Genomic DNA, 17,233 nt, shown 5'->3' with positions numbered 1-17,233 from the left:
CCCAATAATTGCAACTTGATCAATCTTAAGATTTTTTTACCCGCCTTGTCATTACTGGCTTTCTTGGCAATGTGGCAAGGTTTTGCCGCTTATTTAAACAGCAACACCTTGCCGTCTCCCGAAACCGTCGCCAACGTTTTCTGGCAAGGCTGCGTATCGGGGCAACTCCCTTTTCATTTGGGCGTGACCTTGCTCCGGCTGGTGGTCAGTTTTACCATTGCGATGCTGCTGGGTTGCGCGATCGGCATCGTGCTGGGACGCAATAAAAAGCTCGATGCGTTCTTTGACAACTGGCTGGTGATTTTCCTAAATGTTCCGGCGCTGGTCACCATTATCCTGTGCTATGTCTGGTTCGGCCTGGTTGAATCGGCGGCGATCCTCGCCGTGGTGATCAACAAGCTGCCCAATGTGATTGTCACGATCCGGGAAGGCACGCGCGCGCTGGATCAGGATTTGCTGGATATGGCGCGCTGTTACCGTTTCGGCAAGCGCAAAACGCTGGTTCATGTGATCTGGCCGCAACTGCATCCATTTGTGATGGGCGCAACCCGCTCGGGTCTGGCCTTGATCTGGAAAATTATTCTGGTGGTCGAGTTATTAGGCCGCAGCAACGGCATGGGCTACCAGTTGCATCTGTTCTTTCAACTGTTTGATGTCGCAAGTATTCTGGCTTATACGATCGCTTTTGTTGCCGTGATTCAGCTGATAGAGCTGCTGGTTTTAAAACCGCTGGACAAAAAAGCGCTGCGGTGGCGCAGATGACCGACATCCAAATCAATATCAACAACAAAACCTATCCGACAGCGACGAAGCCAAGCATCGCCAACCTTGAGCTGTCGCTGAACTCGAATGAATTTATTTGCCTGGTCGGCCCGTCCGGCTGCGGCAAAACCACGCTGCTGAATATTATTGCCGGTCTGGATAATGATTACGATGGCGAAATTCTGGTCGGACGGCGACACACGCACCCCAAGATCGGCTACGTTTTCCAGAATCCCCGCCTGCTGCCCTGGCGGACGGTCAGGGAAAATATTGAGCTGGCGCTGGATCGACCGCAGCCTCCCGAGGTCATCGACGCCTTGCTTGAGGCCATGCAACTGACCCAAGCGCAACAGGTTTATCCCGAACGATTGTCATTGGGCATGAGCCGCAGGGTCGCAATCATCCGCGCGTTCGCTGTCGATCCCGACGTGTTGCTGATGGATGAGCCGTTTGTGTCGCTGGATGCGCCGACCGCAAGGCACGTCAGGGAACTGCTGCTGAAACTGTGGCAACAACGCCCGCACACGGTTTTATTTGTCACCCATGATCTGCGCGAGGCCATTGCGTTGGCTGACCGGCTGGTATTTTTATCGGCAACGCCGATGCGAGCCATCAGTGAAATCATCGTGCCTATCCCCCGAAACGAGCGGAACAATGAGCTTGCTATTGAAGCATTCAGGCAGCAGTTGCTACAACATCATCCTGAAATAAAACAACTTTTGTGACCGTTTCCCGGATCGAAAAACAGTTGCGGCATCGTTCAAAATATCCGATACTCTTGACCGTCAAGCCATGTTAGAGGGGATTCTTACAGGGCTTACCGTACAAACTACCCAGGGTTAATATCATATGAAAAAAGTAATTATCTTAGGATTGACGACTACCGTTATTGCATTGGCCTCATTGACCGCATCGGCTGAGAGCGATGCCCAATATCCCGCTGCAAATTTTCAACCTAAAGTCGTCTATATCGACAAAGATGCGATCAAATCTTCACCTAAATGTTCAGACCAAAAACCCGCAGAAAAGGCAACCGAGTTCGACCCTAAATATCCGGCCGCCAGCTTCACGCCCAAAGTAATTTATCCGTAACCTCGCTTTTTAATAAAAGGTGCGTCTAAACCGGATTCACCTTTTACCGGCCTTCCCCTCTTTTTCGGACAAAAAAAGGGGACTGATGTCCTATCAATCCCCGCTATGGCGTCCAAACCCTTGATCCTGACGTTTGATCAAGCCCTGCGTTAGAGATATTTGAACAGCGATAACCCGCTTACCTGGGCATAAGTCTGCTGAGCGACCTGCAACGCGGTAGATTGCAATTGAAACCTGCTGATTGCATCGGCGTAATCAAGATCCTGAGTCTCGGAAAGTGTGGTCTTCGTGTCTAATACAAACTTTTCATTTTGCGCCTCTTGATTATCCAAAGCATTCAACCTTGCCCCGACACTGGTTCTTGCTTCCAAAAAGCTATTCAGCGCCGCGTCAAGATCGTTTAACACACCGTCAAGCTGGTCTTGAAAAATCTGGCTCGTTGACGTTGCCGCACCGGGTACGTCAACCCCCGTATTACTCTGCCCGTCAACAAAACCGGCATCGGTTAAAAAAGTTCCTGACGTGTTATTAATCTTGATGCTGGTGTTAACGCCCGTGGCTTCTGTAACATAGGCAGTTACCGCGCCAAATTCAATTCTATTGCCGTTGCTCCGGGCCTGCATAACATCGCTATAATGCGAACCGACAGGCAAATTCGTGTTAGGGGCGACAAAAGCGGCAGGCAGTAAACCGGCCGCCCCTGAAAGCTGCGCATTGATCTCGGTGACCACATCCTCGGTATTAGCAAAGGCTTTACCGCTCAGATCTATTTGTGCGGCCGGAAGCGGGATGACTGACGGCGGCGCCGTAGCAGGCAGCATCTCTATATTGCCCACCAACTCAAATTTAGTCGGCGGCAAAAGAGGATCAGAATAATCCAAGCCATAGCGCAAAAACCTGTCGCCGCTGATTTGGGCCGGAGTGGCCTTAAAAGTCCCCGCCAAGCCATCAGACAGCGACTTTAAGGTGTTAAAAATACTGCGCTTGCCGTTCTCGTCAGCCCCCGGACTGGTAGAGTTTATATTTTCGAATACATTGAAGCCTAAATCGCCGTCGGCTACCTGCCGGGTAGGACTAATTTGCAGAACACGCTGCTGCGGGCCGCCTTGGTACACATATTCACCTGTCGTAGGGTGTAGCGCAAAAGCGGGTACCGTCGAAAAATCGCCTGAAAAAATAAATTCGCCATTGGCGTTTTTGGTATTTGCCACGCCGGCCATTTCCTGAATCAACTGATCTATTTCAAACTTCAACGCCAATCTGTCGTTGCTGTTTAAACTATCGTTCTTACCTTGAAGCGTCAGTTCTTTGGCGCGTGACAATATGTTAGCTGAACTTGCCAGCGCGGATTCCTCAATATTCAATCGCCCGCGGGCAGTCGAGATATTGCTTTGATACTGGGTGGTTTGGGCAATCGTCGCCTGCAAATCCAAAACCTTTACCGCGGCGGCCGGGTCATCGGCAGGTGTCGATACTTTAAGTCCGGTGCTTAATTGCTGCTGCACCTTAGCCAATTTAGCTTGCTGGCCGGCCATCGCGTTAACATTAAGCTGTTGCGCCCAAGCTGTTGAAATTCTCATTGTTATCGCTCCTATCTAACTGCGCCGATCAAAGTATCGAATAAGGACTTAGCCATTGAAATCGATTGTGCGGATGCCTGATAAGCTTGTTGAAACTTTATCAGGTTAGCGGCCTCTTCATCCAAGTTTACACCGACAAGACTCTCTCTGGAGTCCTTTGCCTGATTTAATAAGGTTTCCTGCGCCGAAGCACCGACTTCGGCTGTCCGTGTCAAGGTTCCGACACCGGAAACAATTTGACCGTAAGCATCGCTAAACGAGGCGCTCCCGCCTAACATGCCCAATCTATTCTCAAGACCCGCCAGCAGTATTGCATTCCTATTATCGTTGGGCATCGCCCCTTTGATAATGGATGCGGGGAACACCGGCAATTTGGTCACCGGATCAACTTCTACATTGGTGGCTGCCGCGATTTTTTTCGGGTCATCGATATTAACCCCAATCTTCTGGGCCGCACTGTAGGTTGGCCGGGTTACAAATTGATCCCCGACTGAAATGGTTTTACCCCCACTCAAATCAACCGTTATATCAATGCCCGCCGGAACGGCTGTCACGCCGGTAGTCGATCCTGAAAACGCGCCGGGGGTGCTGCCTACGCCGCTGAAGTTGCTGCTGATGGTAAGAGTGGATGCCGAACCGGCCTTGCTGAGCACGAGGTCGTTAGTCGCAAACGATCCGGTTTTGACATATACGCCGGCCCCTCTTCCGGTAGTCAGGAATGTATTCAGTGCGGCATCAAGCTCGTTCTTTGTAACCGTGCCGCCGATCGATGCCGCTTCGGTATAAATTTGCAGGCCGTCGACCTCCAGGGTAAAGGGACCGCCGGTCGCGGCGACGGCAACCGACCCCGCAACATTGACGGTATTGGCCGCGAAAGCGCCGGGGGTGGTGGCGAAGTTACTGGTGATGTTAACGGAAATCGCCGTACCGGAGAACTTGCGTAACACCAAGTCGCCGCCGCTGAAAGAGCCGCTTACTTTGGTGTAGGCTCCGGCATTGGCGGGTTGGGCCAGAAAAGCATTCAGCGCGGTGTCCAGTTCGGCGCCGGTTACGGTGCCGCCGACCGAGCCGGGCTCGGTGTAGAAGGGGATCCCGTCGATGTTCATGGTAAAGGTATCCGCGCCGTTGGACACCGCAGTTGTAAATGCGCCGATCTGTTCCTCTTGCGCTACCGCCGCCGTACCGCTTGACACTGCCTGCGTAAAAGCGCCGGGCGAGATGCTGGTCGACAGCGTAAAATCGGTTGGATCAAAATTTGACGGCTGAGTGGCCGCAAACGACAAGCTGTAAACGCCGGTAGGCGGCACAGTATCGGTAGCCGTAAGGTTAATCACCTTATTATCCCGAATCCTGGTCAGGGTATAATCAACCCCGCCGCCTGAATTGACATACTTCAAATTAAAATCGCTGAAATCCAGGCTTCCTGACGCCAATGGATTGGTATCCTGAAAATTAACCGTAACCGCTGCACTACCGCTATTGGACGAACTTTGAATAACAGGAACTTCAACGCCGGAAAAATTAAATAAGTCCAGGCCTGCCGCGCCGCTCAAATCGAAGCCGCTTTTATGGACGGCGTTAAAATCCATCGCCAGACCGACGGCAACCCGGCCCAGTTTCTGCTGCGCCGGATCCAATACCTCATCCCGGAATCTTAACGACCCGCCCAGCGAACCGCCGCTTATCTGATCGGTCATTTCCATGATGCCGTTAACCGTCTTAATCCCGATTTCCAGACGGCCCGGATCGAATTCCGACTGAAGCGTAGTAAACGCGGCCGCCCCGCCATTAAGAACCAAGGCCTGTCCATTACCGATAAAAACACTGGTCATACCGTCATTCTGTTGAACGACAGAAACGTTGACTATTTCAGATAATGAAGAAATCAAAGCATCCCGCTTGTCCAATAAGTCATTGGGCTGTCTAAAGCCTTGTGTTTTGCCTAAGTCATTGACGATTTGCACATTGAGATCGGCTATTGACGTAGCTAAAGAATTAATCTCGTCAACCATGACGGCTATATCGTTATTATTCAGCGCGCGTATGTCTTCAAATCTACCGCTCATGGTATTGAAGCTTTGTGTTAAAGCGTCCGTTTCAGCCAACAGCACCTGCCGGGAAGGAATCGATGAAGGATCATTCGCCAATTCATTGACGGCATTAAAAAAACGTTTCATGACGGGCGCTATGCCCGTACCGGCGTCAGCCATTATATTATCAACGCGGGTAGCAAGCTGATGGTAACGATCCACTTCGCCGAACGCTGAAAGACTGGAGCTCAGTTGCTTATTAATGAACTGGTCGTAACTGCGCGTGACATTATTGATGTTTACGCCCTGGCCGATATATCCGTCGCCGGTAAATTGCGCGGGCCTGGCGCCAAGCTCCACGCGCTGACGGCTGTAGCCTTCTGTATTTACATTGGAAATATTATGCTGTACAGCTTCCAATGAGCGCTGGGCGGCTCTTAAGCCTGTCAATGATGTTGATAATAATCCACTCATGATAGCGTCCTGTTCCGGGAGTTAGATGCCACGCTTAATCTGCTCATTGATTCATCGCCATGATGACATCGGGCTCAAAATCGGCCATCGTAACGCCCTGATAAATACTTATTACCTTGTTGGCATATTTCGGGTCGGTTGCATAACCCGCCCGTTGTAATTCATGCATATATTGTTCCGCATTGCCGACTTTTTTTAATGCCTCGCCATAGCGTGGATTATTTTTTATAAAACTCACATAATCCCTGAAACTTTCTTCGTATGAATCGTAGGATCTGAATCCGGCATTCACTTTTTTAGCGATACCCTGATCAAATTCCAGTGTCGCCACTTGCGCCTGCTTACCCTGCCAGGATTTATCGGCTTTGATATTAAACAAGTTATAGCTGTTGCTGCCGTTGCTGTTTCTTATTACCGAACGTCCCCACCCGGTTTCCAGGGCCGCTTGCGCCAACAAAACTTTGGGTTCCACGCCCAATTCCCTGGCGGCCCGTTCGGCATAGGGATGCAAACGGCTGACAAACTCTTCCGCCGACTGTATCGGCCCGGTGCGCCCCGACTTTAGTCCGTTCATCGCGGAATCGCTATCTAACGGAATGTCGGTGATCTCATCAAACGGACTTCTATCCTGAGTATAAGGGCTGATCTTAGCCTGATCGTCTGTGGAACCGGCCGCAGAACTGTCGGCTTTGCCACTCACTTGCCGGTTAGCGGCATGAGCCTGTGCGGAACCGCCTCGTGAGACACCGCCGAATTTATTCAGATAATCTTCAATATCCTGTTTTTCATTTTTAACTCTATCGGGACTCAGTTGCTTGACAATTAAGTCAGCCAGACCAACGCCGGGAGAACCTGACAAATGCAAAGCCAATTGTTGATCATACATTTCGCCGTAAAACTTGCTTTGATCGTTATCCATAATGCCGTCGGCCAATTTTGCCTCACGCATACTTTTAAGCACGTTGTTTAGAAAAATTGATTCAAATTGCTTGGCAACTTCTTTCAATGCTTCCGGCGATGCTTCCTTGGCTTGGGTTTTTAATTTGGCCAAACCGCTAAAGTCGGTATAAACATCGGCATTTTGTGGTCCACTTAACATAACAACCTCCGCGTAAGGCGGATCGCGATAGCAATCCGCCACGGTCGACAACAGCTTTAAATAACAATTAATTCCGCATGCAAGGAGCCTGCCGATTTCAGGGCTTCAAGAATAGCCACTAAATCACTGGGCGCGGCGCCTACATTGTTGACTGCCTGAACAATTTCATCCAGGGAGACACCGGGATTAAACACAAACATGTGGTTCTTTTCTTCTTCAACCTTTACGTCGGATTTAGGCGTAACCCTTGTTTGGCCATTGGAAAACGCGTTAGGCTGACTGACCTGGAGATCTTCAGTAATCGTCACGGTCAGACTGCCGTGAGACACCGCCGCTGGCTGCACCCTGACTTTACCGTTAACGACGACAGTCCCGGTACGAGAGTTCACGATCACGCGCGCCGCTGCATCATCCGGCGTAACCATCATGTTTTCGACCACTGAAGCAAATGACACTTTTTGGGTGGGATCCACCGGCGCATTAACCCTGACAGAAGTCGCATCAAGCGCCTTTGCCGTATTAACGCCCAACACCCTGTTAATAGACTCCGCCATGCGATTGGCGGTAGTAAAATCGGGACTATGCAAATTAAAAATCAAGGCATCGCCGTCAGAAAAAGACGAGTTAACCACGCGCTCGACAATTGCACCGTTAGGGATGCGGCCCACATTGGGATTATTGACGGTAACGCTTGAGCCGTCATTACCTGAAGCACTGAGGCCGCTCACAACCAGACTGCCCTGTGCGATAGCGTAAACCTGTCCATCAGCCCCTTTCAAAGGACTCATTAACAAGGTGCCGCCGCGCAGGCTTTTTGCGTCGCCCAGTGAAGAGACGGTAACGTCAATTGTTTGACCCGGCTTGGCGAATGCGGGCAGATCCGCCTGAATGGAAACCGCCGCAATGTTTTTTGCTTTAGGGTCGATACCGGGAGGCAAGGTCATCCCCAGGCGCGCCAGCATACTGCGTAGGCTTTGCCCGGTAAATGGGGTTTTATCCCCGGATTTATCCAGCCCGACGACCAAACCGTAGCCTACCAGCTGGTTACTCCGCACGCCTTCGATAGTGGCAATATCCTTGATGCGTTCGGCATGAACCGGCCCGCTAAAGACAATGCCCAGTATGAGCGGAGTAAAATATTTATGTAATGCGTTCATGTCAAAATCCTTAGCTTAGAATGGGAACCATGGGCTTTGAAGAATCCTTGCCAACCAGCCCATTTTGCTGGCGTCCGCTATAGCGCCTTCGCCGACATACATAATGGTTACATCGGCCACTTTGTCCGAGGTGATAATATTGGCTGCGTTTATATCGACCGGCCTGACAATGCCGGACAACCTGACAAACTCATCCCCCTGATTCAGGGTGACTCTTTTCTCGCCCCGAACGCTTAAATTGCCGTTTGGCAACACGCTGACGACGGTAACGGAAATGTCGCCGGTTAAACTATTGCTTTGATCGGCTGAGCCCGTCCCTGTAAATTCTTTTTTGGACGCTAAGGTGGTTCTAACGCTTTGCCCGGTCAAAGCGGATGCCGCAATACCGAACATCGAGGGAACTTCGGCTGACATCGCAGTGTTCTTTTTAGCATCAAAGTCGTCAGTCTTTTGCGCTTGGGTTCTCTCCAACAGCGTAATGGTTAGCACATCCCCAACCCTTTTTGCCGTATGGTCTTCAAACAAACGCATATCGTATCCGGCCTGATAGATCGATCCGCTGCTTTGTACCGGCGGCCGTAAATCGGCCGGCGCAACCGGAGCAAATGCCGGATCTCTTTGCGGCGGAGTTACACAAGCACTTAGCAGCGACAGCGTGACGGCAACGATGCTTAAGGTAAAGTTAGGTTTTTTAGTCATCATGGCCATCACCCTCTAGTTATAATTGCTGTGTCACAAAGGACAACATCTGATCGGCTGTTGAAATCGCTTTGGAGTTCATTTCATAAGCCCGTTGAGCTTCGATCATGTTAACCAACTCTTCAACAACATTGACATTGGACGTTTCCAATGACCCTTGATTCAAAGTTCCATATTCGCCTTGCCCCGGCGTTCCTAGTATCGGCGCACCGCTGGCGGCAGACTCCCGGTAAAGGTTGTCGCCAACCGCTTGCAACCCGGTAGGATTGATGAAGTTAGCGAGCTGAATTTGTCCCAAATTGCTCGGCGCGGTCGTACCCGGCAACAAAGCGGATACGGTTCCGTCGGTCCCGATCGTTACGCTCATCGCGTCGGCCGGCACAGTGATCGCCGGATTCAGCGTTAATCCGCCGGAGGTAACCAGCTGCCCTGTTGAATCTAATTTTAACGAGCCGTCACGGGTATAATTCGTCTCACCGTTAGGCATTAAAATCGGCAGGAAGCCCCGGCCATTAATTGCCACATCCAGCGCATTATCCGTTTGCTGGACATTGCCCTGAGTATGAACTTTTTCGGTTGAAACCGTTTTAACCCCGGTTCCCAGCTGCGTCCCCGTTGGCGCTTGTATATTCTGCGTGGTATCCCCACCGACTTGGCGAATATTCTGATACATAAGATCGTCAAACATGGCCCGGTCTTTCTTAAAACCGATAGTATTAACGTTCGCTAAGTTATTGGATATAACCGCCATTCTCGTCTGTTGGGCATCCAGACCGGTCTTAGCTACCCATAATGAGCGTTCTGTCATGATAATCTCCTGTGTGCCAATTTATTGTCTCAGTTAAATTGAAAGCATGGTTCGTGCCATCTTTCCATATCCACACAAAGCCCGAACTCAGCTTAAAAAAAAGCCGGGCTAAACCCGGCTTTCCGCACATAAATCCCGATCCGCGATACCTATCCCATTTGCATCAACTTGGCGCTCATTGCAGAGTTGTCATCGACAGTCTTCATCACCTTGGTTTGCAGCTCGAAGTTTTTCGACAACTCCAGCATTTCCGTCATCGCGACAAAGGCATTAACGTTACTGCCTTCCAACGTTCCGGTATTCAAACTGACACTGGCATCGACCGGCAACGGTTCGCCGGTTTTAGTATGAAATAAACCGTCACCTTGTTTTTCCAGCTCGCCGATCTCAGGATTGACCAGTTTAATCCGGTCAATCTGCACCAGCGTTGTCGCATTACCGGAACCCATTGGAATAATACTGATAGTGCCGTCAGTTCCGATAGTCACCTTTTCGGCGGGCGGAATGGTGATTTGTCCATTCTGTCCCAGCACTTTCAAACCGGCGCCGGTTTTCAACAAGCCTTCCGGCGTAATACGCAGATCGCCTGCACGCGTATAAGCTTCTTTACTGTCATAATCTCCCCCCTGAGCGGCAATCCATCCCTTACCATTGATGGCCACATCCAGATCGCGGCCCGTCGTCTGCATCGCGCCAGGGGAATAATCGGTTCCGGGTTTTTCTATCATCGCAAAAACCCGGGTAGGGTAGCCCGCACCGTTCATGGGCCTGCTCTGGAACCATTCCAAATCAGACTTGAAGCCGGTTGTCTGCATATTCGCCAAATTATTGGCGTTTGAGTTTTGCGCCTGTAACGACTGCTTGGCGCCACTCATTGCAATATATAAACTACGGTCCATAACAGCTCCCCTTTTACCTTAAAACCAGAATCTTATAACAGAATAAAAAGCAAACATCGTTCCAACTATATCAAGCTAAAAACTATGCATTCAAAATAGTTTGTATCAAGCTTTTTTCGGTGGTGATCGTTTGAGAATTAGCCTGATAAGCCTGCTGCGCGATAATCAGCTTAACCAACTGCTCGGATAAATCCACATTGGAGCCTTCCAGGGCTGACGATTGAATCCCGCCGAAATTATTATCGCCGGCCGCGCCATAAATAGGCGCTCCCGAGCTTGAAGTCGTAGCCCAGGAGGTATCCCCTAATTTGGCCAGCGACTGATTGCTTTGGAACCGAGCCAGAGCGACTTGGCCCAAAGCCTTGGAGCCGCCGTTACTGTATCTTGCAAACACCACACCGGTATCGTTAACATCAATACCTGTCAAATTACCGGCAGGCAAGCCGTCCTGATCCAGTCCATTGACACTAAAAGGCGTCGCGAATTGGGTGGTGCCGAAAAAATCCACATCGAACGCCATATCCTCAACACTTATATTAGGATCGATAAGCGATAGATCAATGTTGCCAAAATCCACCTTGGTCGCTTGCGAAGCGCCGGCAGAGGCCGCATCAACAGCAAGCTTATAAGCATCGGCCGCAGCCTTCGCAGTAGCTGCATCAGTCTGCGCAGTATTGGCAAGAATGGCGGCAGCGTCGGCAGTAGCTTGATCAGTAACGGTCGCCGCAGCCGTAGCATAAGCCGCTGCAGATGCCGCCGCAGTGGCGGCGGTACTTTTAGCCGTGGCGGCAAGCGCTGCGGCGGCAGGCGTACTGTTAATGGCGGCCGCGGCGGCGGCAAAATTAGCCGCCGTCGTAGATGCCGCTACGGCCTTGGCTAGAGCGGTGGCGGCAAGCGGCGCGGTATATGCTCCAACCGGAATGGCCGTTGAATCCATCAACGCAGCCGCAGCAGACGCCGTCGTAGTATCGGTAACCGCCGTGGCCCCCGTCGTCACAATCGCCGCAGCCTTAACCGAGGCCGCTCGAGGGCCGACTTCATCAAGCAAGCCCGATGCGGTGAAAGTCATCGGTATGGGTAATCCAGGCTGGTCAACCGTTGACGATACGGTCGAGTCCGGCGCCGTTGCCGGCGGCACAGCCTGTCCGCCCGTGGTAATGCCGAAGCCATCGAGAAACAAATAAGCATCCCATACGTTAGCGACCGGTGTTTTGACATAATAGGTCGATGCGATATGCGCATTACCCTGAGTATCGTAAGTAGTAATCGATGTTGTGTTGTTATAGGACAAAGGATTTCTAGGGTCGAACACCGTCGTTGACGGTTGGCTTGCAGCTCCGTTGATATTCAACTTCATATTGATATTTTCGGTGGCGCTGGGCAAACCCTGAGCGGTATCGATCGTTAGCGGCCTGAAAACACCGACGCTGAAACCCTCGGCTTCAGTCGTACCGTTGGGCGCAAACGTCAATAAATACTGGCCCTTGTCATTCACTACATTACCCGCGCTGTTTAACTGAAAAGCACCGTTACGGGTATATGCGCTGGGTACCGAAGGATCGACCGGCCCTGATGGATTGGCAGGATCGGGAAGATTCACGTCATCGGCCAACACAAAAAAACCGTTGCCGCTGATCGCAAGATCAAGGCTGTTTTGGGTGGACTCGATATTACCCTGATTGAACTGTTGCGCCACTTCTGTGACTTTTACGCCGGCTCCTGGTTGAGTCTTGCTGACTCCGCCGAGACTGGAAGCATACACATCGGCAAATTCCGCCCGCGATTCTTTAAAACCGGTGGTTTGAGAATTGGCAATGTTATTTCCGGTTACCTGTAAACTTGTCGATGCGGCTTTTAATCCGCTTAATGCTGTTGCAAAACCCATGTTACACCCCCAATCCTAAAGAATTTGTTTAATCTTATTAAAATCCACACTGTCCAATCCGGTCAGGTTGACTTTCATGCCAGTGGAACCGTTGCCCATAGTGACACTGTCAACCTGCGCATTCAGATCTGTTTCCAATACCGTATTTTTTCCATCGATATAGGCTGTCGCCTCAATTTTATACACGCCGGGATTGGCCATGGCGCCATTTGAATTCACACCATCCCAGACAAAAGGTACTTTTCCGGCGCTATGCTGGCCAAGGTCTATATTTTGTACAATTTCCCCGGTGTTGGCATTGGTGACTTTGACCTTAACACTGGATGAGCTGTCCGATAAATTAATAGCGCCCTTTATCTCGCCGCCGGCCGGCAACACCGCTTTCGTTCCGGGAACGGATACATAGCGCCCCACTAAACTCGTTGCTTGCAATGCCTGACTGGAGTTGATCGAGCTGGCAAAATCGGCAAACGATTTTTGCAAATCCTGGATGCCGGATACCGTCCCAAACTGCGCCATTTGCGTAATAAATTCACCGTTTTGCATCGGACTTGATGGGTCTTGATGCGTCATCTGTGCAGTCATTAATTTTAAAAACTGCTCTTGCCCCAATGAAGCTTTTCTAGTCGCCTCGGAATCTTTTTTGGGCGTAACGGTTAAGCTGCTGTAATCAGTTGTTGTACCTTGAATAGCCATCTTTATCTCCTTACTGTCCCATTCTTAAAGTCTGAAGCATCATCTGTTTTGCCGTGTTCAGGACTTCTACATTGTTTTGATAAGAGCGCGATGCAGACAGCATATTGGCCATTTCTTCAACCGTATTAACATTCGATTTAAAAATGAAGCCGTCTTGATTGGCCAACGGATGATTCGGAGCAAACTCCATCACAGCTGAAGCCTGGCTTTCCACGACTCCCAATACCTTCACCTTGCTGGTAGCGTTCTGCTTATCGATGACGTTCTTTAATTCAGCGGCAAACACCGGCTGCCTGGATTTGTAAACGTCATTTGCATCGGTACCGACACTGTTCGCGTTCGATATGTTACTTGCGACCAGATTAAGTCTTAACGACTGTGCATTCATGCCGCTACCGGCAATATCAAATATACTTGAAGACATGACTATTGACCTTTCACTGCGGTCATAAGACCGGTAAATTTGTTACTGAGGAACTGTAAACTGGCTTGATACTGCACCGCATTTTCAGCATATTTAGATTGTTCGATATGGGGTTCGACGGTGTTGCCGTCCAATGACACCTGATTGGGATTTCTATACATGACATTAGCTCCAAATACTTGCTGCTGTGGTGTAATATGCCCTTGATGAGTACGCTCCATGGGTACCCCCGAAGCCAGGCTTTGATTTAAAACCGACTTAAAATCCAAGTCTCGCGCCTTGAAGTTGGGTGTATCTGCATTTGCTAAATTAGCGGCCAGTATCTCGCCTCGTTTTTCTCGAAAAGCCAAGGCCTTAGAATGAATGCCAAGAGCTGTGTCAAAATTAATAGCCATGATAGTTACCTCCTGATTATGTATGCAGAAATAAAAGCACGGCACATGCCATAAATTTTAAATACATATAAATCATCATGATATGAATTATTAAGTCATTTTCCGCTCATTTATTGGCGATTACGCTTAAAATACTCTCCGTCATCCGGCAAAAAATAGCCGCCAATAAACAGTAAAACAGATAAAGCAACAAACAGGCCGGGGGCATACGTCAATAAATTGACTGACACCTGAAAAATAACTTGGCACCAATTGTGCGTAATATTTGACATACGTCATAAAACAAACTTCAACGATGACAAAAAACATCCCGCTCATTTTGGTATTGGCCTTTATTTGTTCCGCATCTCATGCGGAACAAGGTTCCCAATCGCACGAATCTATTGGTGAAGCGGTTAAAGAATATATTGCGCAGAATATCAACCTGCCGGGTGAATATGAGGTGACGCTGATTCCATTGGACAGCAGGCTAAATTTGCCTCAATGCGCCGAACCGCTAGAAGCATTCAAAGCGACCAATATCATTAAGGCCGGCAGAATGACTGTAGGCGTGCGTTGTAATACAGAAAAAAAATGGTCGATTTTCACGTCCGCAGTCATCAAGTCTTATCAAATGGTCGTGGTTTTATCTCAAACGGTGCGTCGAGGTGAAATTGTCACCCGACAACATCTTGCTATCGAAAAAAGAGACGTATCCAATCTCAGGGACGACTTTGTCACGGAAATAGAGCCCGTTGAGAATAAACAGGCTTCGCGTCAATTAGATGCCGGAAGCATTCTTAGCTTTAGGCACTTGGTCGAACCCAAACTTGTCAAAAGAGGAGATAAGGTTATTATTACCACAACGAGAGCGGATCTTTCGATCAGGATGAACGGAGTCGCGATGATGGATGGCATTAAAGGCCAACTTATCAGCGTTAAAAATCAGTCCTCGGGGCGCATCGTTAATGCAACAGTCATCGAACCTGGATTGGTCGCTGTTAAATATTAAATTCACACATGATCTCGCCAAATAAACTATTAAAGTTTTTGACCGCACTGCCGATAACTTTTGCAAATGAAAATATCTTAAGGAATTTGACATGGCTATCGAGATAACCGGTAGAGCAAATAGCCCGACTCCCATCAAAACGCCCTCAAAAGCGGAAGTCGACGGCGAAAAAAAAGTTGCTATTACAACCACAGAGAAAAGCGATAGCATTGCATTGACAGCCGCAACGCAGGAAATGAAAAAGACGCTTGGCTCAGCTACGCCACGGGTAGATATTGATCGGGTTAATGCGGTAAAAAAAGCACTCGCGGACGGAAGCTATTCGGTCAATACTGAAAAGACCGCAAAGAAACTCATTCAATTTGAGAAATTAATGTCTCAAGAAAACAGCACATGAACATGATAGAGCAAACATATCCGATTACTGAAAAACTAATCATCAATGCTCTCCAGCTGGCTCAACAGCTGCATCATGAGCTTATTCAGGAAGCTGATGCCTTAAAAAAAACACAGCAGGCGGAACTGATCAACACTATCGCTGCCAATAAAAAACAGCTGGTTGCGCAAATGGAACAGTTCAACGCGCAACTCACTCAAGTTTTGGCAACCGAAAATCTGCCTAACGATCAGGCAGGTATCAACGAATATTTTAAAAGGGCGGTCACAGCGGGCCTGTTAGCCACTCAATCAATGAGCAATTGGACCCAGCTCATGCTCACCTGCACAGAATGCCGAAACCTGAATGAACAAAACGGCGCCAGTATCGACCTTTTATCCCGCCACACCAAACGCTCCCTGGATATTCTAAAAGGCAAACCGGAATTTACAAACACTTATGGCTCCGATGGATCGACCCAAAGCGACCGGCATAGCCACACCCTGATTTCGGTATAAACTCTATATCTGTACCGGTTGATACCGGCAATTCTTTTCAAAACCCCCTTTCCATTTCTATTATCGAATTCGGCGATCCGCTGCCGCCATCTGGCAACATTCTGTCCGGCAACCAAGAACTTTAGACTTATCGGGGCGCTACGGACAGGGCAATCGCGCTTAAATTATTCCGATGATACGAAGTAAATAATCATTGTCCCATCCGGCCTTTAACCGTTTGATCTTGATACCGACTTTAGACGTTTTTTCAGCCTTGATCAGATTCAAGGCAATATGCCGGATAACAGCTAGATTTTCAGCACTATGCCCTTTGCGAGTCCGATTGCTGTCCTCATCGAAGGCAATATCCAAAACCCAGTGAAGATTGTTTTCTATTGACCAATGCGCCCGCACCACGCGTTCTAATCGCTTCGGATCGTTCACATCAAGACTGCTGATGAAATAGCGTGTTTCCTCAGCCACCTTGTCACCGATTTCTCTTTTTGAGGTGACGGCGATAATGCTTTGCAAGCCTTTCCAGTCATGTCGCTCTTGTAGCCAAGCTATATCGGCTGTCGCACGAATAGTGCGTGTTTCAATACGCCCATGTTCACCATCATAGCTAACAGAGGCAACTGCCGGCGCTAAAGACGAAGTGAAAAAGGTTTTAACATCGTCATGCAAGTTGCCTTGATTGCCTTTCAGGCTAAACACATAGTCACCGCCTTGCTGTTTAATCTGCTTGGCTATTTTCTTTTGGCAACCCATCGCATCGATAGTAATCACTGCCCCTGCTATATCAAGCCGTGAAAGTAATTTTGGAATGGCCGTGATTTCATTCGATTTATCATCGACTTTAACTTGGCCTAAAACCAAGTTGTTTTGCTGTGCCCAAGCGCTGACCATGTAAATGGCGGCTTTTTTTGAGGCCTTGTCCAAACTGCGCCTTAAGCACTTGCCATCTATCGCAATCACTTCCCCTTCGGTTATGTTGGCTATATCAGCAACCCAGCGGGAAAAACAGAGGCTAAACTGCTCAGTATCAATGGCTGCATAAACTTCGCCGAAGGTGTCATGCGAAGGTATGCCATTTTCTAAACCCAGTAATTCGGTGAACCATTCTTCTTTTGCCAGACCAAATTCTTCAATAGCAACCCAGTTATCAGCTCCGCAAATCATTGCGCAGATACTAATGAAGAAAATATCTTGCAGCTGATGTTTCTTTTGCCTGTTTACTCTGCGGTCTTCAATGCTTGAAAAGTGATGGATAATAGAAGGTGTTGGTTTTGCTGTCATTGAAAATCAAAATGATAGGATTATTACCTCATCTAAATTATATTTTCAAGCACTTTTAAGCGCGATTGCCCTG

Annotated in this window: 18 protein-coding genes; 6 read left to right on the top strand and 12 right to left on the bottom strand. The window is 49.1% G+C overall.

The annotated features are described in order from the left end of the window. The first annotated feature begins 15 nt into the window (after positions 1–15). The 3 genes from V3O24_RS11685 (at position 16) to V3O24_RS11675 (ending at position 1,854) form a co-directional block, all read left to right on the top strand. On the top strand, positions 16–762 hold the full coding sequence (locus tag V3O24_RS11685) for an ABC transporter permease (protein WP_104423701.1): 747 nt from the start codon (positions 16–18) through the stop codon (positions 760–762). After that, positions 759–1,487, top strand: a complete 729-nt coding sequence (locus V3O24_RS11680) for an ABC transporter ATP-binding protein (RefSeq protein WP_331307348.1) — start codon at positions 759–761, stop codon at positions 1,485–1,487. Before V3O24_RS11685 ends, V3O24_RS11680 begins: the two co-directional genes overlap by 4 nt. 124 nt (positions 1,488–1,611) lie before the next feature. Beyond that, positions 1,612–1,854, top strand: coding sequence for a hypothetical protein (locus tag V3O24_RS11675; protein WP_104423703.1), 243 nt, complete (start codon positions 1,612–1,614; stop codon positions 1,852–1,854). Between the two features lie 149 nt (positions 1,855–2,003). Here the strand turns inward: V3O24_RS11675 and flgL are convergent, their stop codons facing one another. The 11 genes from flgL to flgB form a co-directional block, all read right to left on the bottom strand. Beyond that, positions 2,004–3,434, bottom strand: coding sequence for a flagellar hook-associated protein FlgL (gene flgL / locus V3O24_RS11670; protein WP_331307347.1), 1,431 nt, complete (start codon positions 3,432–3,434; stop codon positions 2,004–2,006). Positions 3,435–3,445: 11 nt separating this feature from the next. Beyond that, the gene (gene flgK / locus V3O24_RS11665; RefSeq protein WP_331307346.1) at positions 3,446–5,938 is read right to left on the bottom strand and encodes a flagellar hook-associated protein FlgK; all 2,493 of its coding nucleotides are present in this window, start codon (positions 5,936–5,938) and stop codon (positions 3,446–3,448) included. Positions 5,939–5,981: 43 nt separating this feature from the next. Next, entirely contained in the window at positions 5,982–7,037 is a 1,056-nt protein-coding gene (gene flgJ, locus V3O24_RS11660; RefSeq protein ID WP_104423750.1) for a flagellar assembly peptidoglycan hydrolase FlgJ, read from the bottom strand. Positions 7,038–7,093: 56 nt separating this feature from the next. Continuing rightward, a complete protein-coding gene (locus V3O24_RS11655) occupies positions 7,094–8,194 on the bottom strand; it encodes a flagellar basal body P-ring protein FlgI (protein WP_181049871.1) in 1,101 nt (366 codons plus the stop codon). Between the two features lie 15 nt (positions 8,195–8,209). Further along, complete coding sequence (gene flgH, locus V3O24_RS11650) at positions 8,210–8,896, bottom strand: flagellar basal body L-ring protein FlgH (protein ID WP_258076615.1); 687 nt, start codon at positions 8,894–8,896, stop codon at positions 8,210–8,212. 16 nt (positions 8,897–8,912) lie between these two features. Next, positions 8,913–9,701, bottom strand: a complete 789-nt coding sequence (flgG, locus tag V3O24_RS11645) for a flagellar basal-body rod protein FlgG (protein WP_104423705.1) — start codon at positions 9,699–9,701, stop codon at positions 8,913–8,915. Positions 9,702–9,850: 149 nt separating this feature from the next. Next, complete coding sequence (flgF, locus tag V3O24_RS11640; RefSeq protein WP_104423706.1) at positions 9,851–10,600, bottom strand: flagellar basal-body rod protein FlgF; 750 nt, start codon at positions 10,598–10,600, stop codon at positions 9,851–9,853. An 82-nt stretch (positions 10,601–10,682) separates the two neighbouring features. Then, positions 10,683–12,485: a flagellar hook protein FlgE gene (locus tag V3O24_RS11635; protein ID WP_104423707.1), complete on the bottom strand. Its 1,803-nt coding sequence runs from the start codon at positions 12,483–12,485 to the stop codon at positions 10,683–10,685. Positions 12,486–12,500: 15 nt separating this feature from the next. Beyond that, a complete protein-coding gene (locus V3O24_RS11630; RefSeq protein ID WP_331307345.1) occupies positions 12,501–13,181 on the bottom strand; it encodes a flagellar hook assembly protein FlgD in 681 nt (226 codons plus the stop codon). Positions 13,182–13,191: 10 nt separating this feature from the next. After that, entirely contained in the window at positions 13,192–13,605 is a 414-nt protein-coding gene (gene flgC / locus V3O24_RS11625; protein ID WP_104423709.1) for a flagellar basal body rod protein FlgC, read from the bottom strand. 2 nt (positions 13,606–13,607) lie between these two features. After that, complete coding sequence (gene flgB / locus V3O24_RS11620; RefSeq protein WP_104423710.1) at positions 13,608–14,000, bottom strand: flagellar basal body rod protein FlgB; 393 nt, start codon at positions 13,998–14,000, stop codon at positions 13,608–13,610. 295 nt (positions 14,001–14,295) lie between these two features. On the opposite strand from flgB, the gene flgA reads away from it, so the two are divergent. From flgA to V3O24_RS11605, 3 genes are all read left to right on the top strand, one after another. Further along, a complete protein-coding gene (flgA, locus tag V3O24_RS11615) occupies positions 14,296–14,991 on the top strand; it encodes a flagellar basal body P-ring formation chaperone FlgA (RefSeq protein WP_104423711.1) in 696 nt (231 codons plus the stop codon). 91 nt (positions 14,992–15,082) lie between these two features. Next, positions 15,083–15,388: a flagellar biosynthesis anti-sigma factor FlgM gene (gene flgM / locus V3O24_RS11610; RefSeq protein ID WP_104423712.1), complete on the top strand. Its 306-nt coding sequence runs from the start codon at positions 15,083–15,085 to the stop codon at positions 15,386–15,388. A gap of 2 nt (positions 15,389–15,390) precedes the next feature. Continuing rightward, complete coding sequence (locus tag V3O24_RS11605) at positions 15,391–15,885, top strand: flagellar protein FlgN (protein WP_104423753.1); 495 nt, start codon at positions 15,391–15,393, stop codon at positions 15,883–15,885. 159 nt (positions 15,886–16,044) lie between these two features. On the opposite strand, the gene V3O24_RS11600 is transcribed toward V3O24_RS11605, so the two are convergent. Next, the gene (locus V3O24_RS11600) at positions 16,045–17,160 is read right to left on the bottom strand and encodes an ISAs1 family transposase (RefSeq protein ID WP_331307344.1); all 1,116 of its coding nucleotides are present in this window, start codon (positions 17,158–17,160) and stop codon (positions 16,045–16,047) included. Positions 17,161–17,233: the final 73 nt, after the last annotated feature.

The sequence above is a fragment of the Methylobacter sp. Wu8 genome (genome assembly GCF_036440755.1).
GTDB classification, from domain to species: Bacteria; Pseudomonadota; Gammaproteobacteria; order Methylococcales; family Methylomonadaceae; genus Methylobacter_A; species Methylobacter_A tundripaludum_A.
This window is presented reverse-complemented; position numbering and strand designations above follow the sequence as displayed.

Coding starts and splice junctions, on each gene's coding strand:
- flgA (WP_104423711.1), top strand. CDS start 14,296: ATGACAAAAAACATCCCGCTCATTTTGGTATTGGCCTTTATTTGTTCC.
- flgK (WP_331307346.1), bottom strand. CDS start 5,938: ATGAGTGGATTATTATCAACATCATTGACAGGCTTAAGAGCCGCCCAG.
- flgF (WP_104423706.1), bottom strand. CDS start 10,600: ATGGACCGTAGTTTATATATTGCAATGAGTGGCGCCAAGCAGTCGTTA.
- V3O24_RS11655 (WP_181049871.1), bottom strand. CDS start 8,194: ATGAACGCATTACATAAATATTTTACTCCGCTCATACTGGGCATTGTC.
- V3O24_RS11630 (WP_331307345.1), bottom strand. CDS start 13,181: ATGGCTATTCAAGGTACAACAACTGATTACAGCAGCTTAACCGTTACG.
- flgM (WP_104423712.1), top strand. CDS start 15,083: ATGGCTATCGAGATAACCGGTAGAGCAAATAGCCCGACTCCCATCAAA.
- flgJ (WP_104423750.1), bottom strand. CDS start 7,037: ATGTTAAGTGGACCACAAAATGCCGATGTTTATACCGACTTTAGCGGT.
- flgC (WP_104423709.1), bottom strand. CDS start 13,605: ATGTCTTCAAGTATATTTGATATTGCCGGTAGCGGCATGAATGCACAG.
- V3O24_RS11635 (WP_104423707.1), bottom strand. CDS start 12,485: ATGGGTTTTGCAACAGCATTAAGCGGATTAAAAGCCGCATCGACAAGT.
- V3O24_RS11680 (WP_331307348.1), top strand. CDS start 759: ATGACCGACATCCAAATCAATATCAACAACAAAACCTATCCGACAGCG.
- V3O24_RS11605 (WP_104423753.1), top strand. CDS start 15,391: ATGATAGAGCAAACATATCCGATTACTGAAAAACTAATCATCAATGCT.
- flgG (WP_104423705.1), bottom strand. CDS start 9,701: ATGACAGAACGCTCATTATGGGTAGCTAAGACCGGTCTGGATGCCCAA.
- flgL (WP_331307347.1), bottom strand. CDS start 3,434: ATGAGAATTTCAACAGCTTGGGCGCAACAGCTTAATGTTAACGCGATG.
- flgB (WP_104423710.1), bottom strand. CDS start 14,000: ATGGCTATTAATTTTGACACAGCTCTTGGCATTCATTCTAAGGCCTTG.
- V3O24_RS11675 (WP_104423703.1), top strand. CDS start 1,612: ATGAAAAAAGTAATTATCTTAGGATTGACGACTACCGTTATTGCATTG.
- flgH (WP_258076615.1), bottom strand. CDS start 8,896: ATGATGACTAAAAAACCTAACTTTACCTTAAGCATCGTTGCCGTCACG.
- V3O24_RS11600 (WP_331307344.1), bottom strand. CDS start 17,160: ATGACAGCAAAACCAACACCTTCTATTATCCATCACTTTTCAAGCATT.